At 64.3% G+C, this 224-nt stretch carries 1 pseudogene; it reads left to right on the forward strand.

The features are described from left to right. Positions 1-224, forward strand: a pseudogene (locus tag R1101_RS29190) (IS481 family transposase); the annotation flags it as partial.

Raw genomic sequence — 224 nt, forward strand, 5'->3', positions numbered from 1 at the left:
CGATCCAGATCGCCGGACGTCTGACGATGGCCGCCTCCACAGTGCACGCCGTGCTCGTGCGATGCCGCATCAACCGACTCTCCCGAATCGACCGTGTCACCGGTGAACCGCTGTGGCGCTACGAACACGACCATCCGGGCTCGATGATCCATGTCGACGTCACCAAGTTCGGCAACATCCCTGGCGTCGGTGGCCACCGATACGTCGGTGGTCAGCAAGGCGCC

Source organism: Rhodococcus sp. R1101, assembly GCF_000278445.1.
Lineage (GTDB): Bacteria > Actinomycetota > Actinomycetes > Mycobacteriales > Mycobacteriaceae > Rhodococcus > Rhodococcus gordoniae.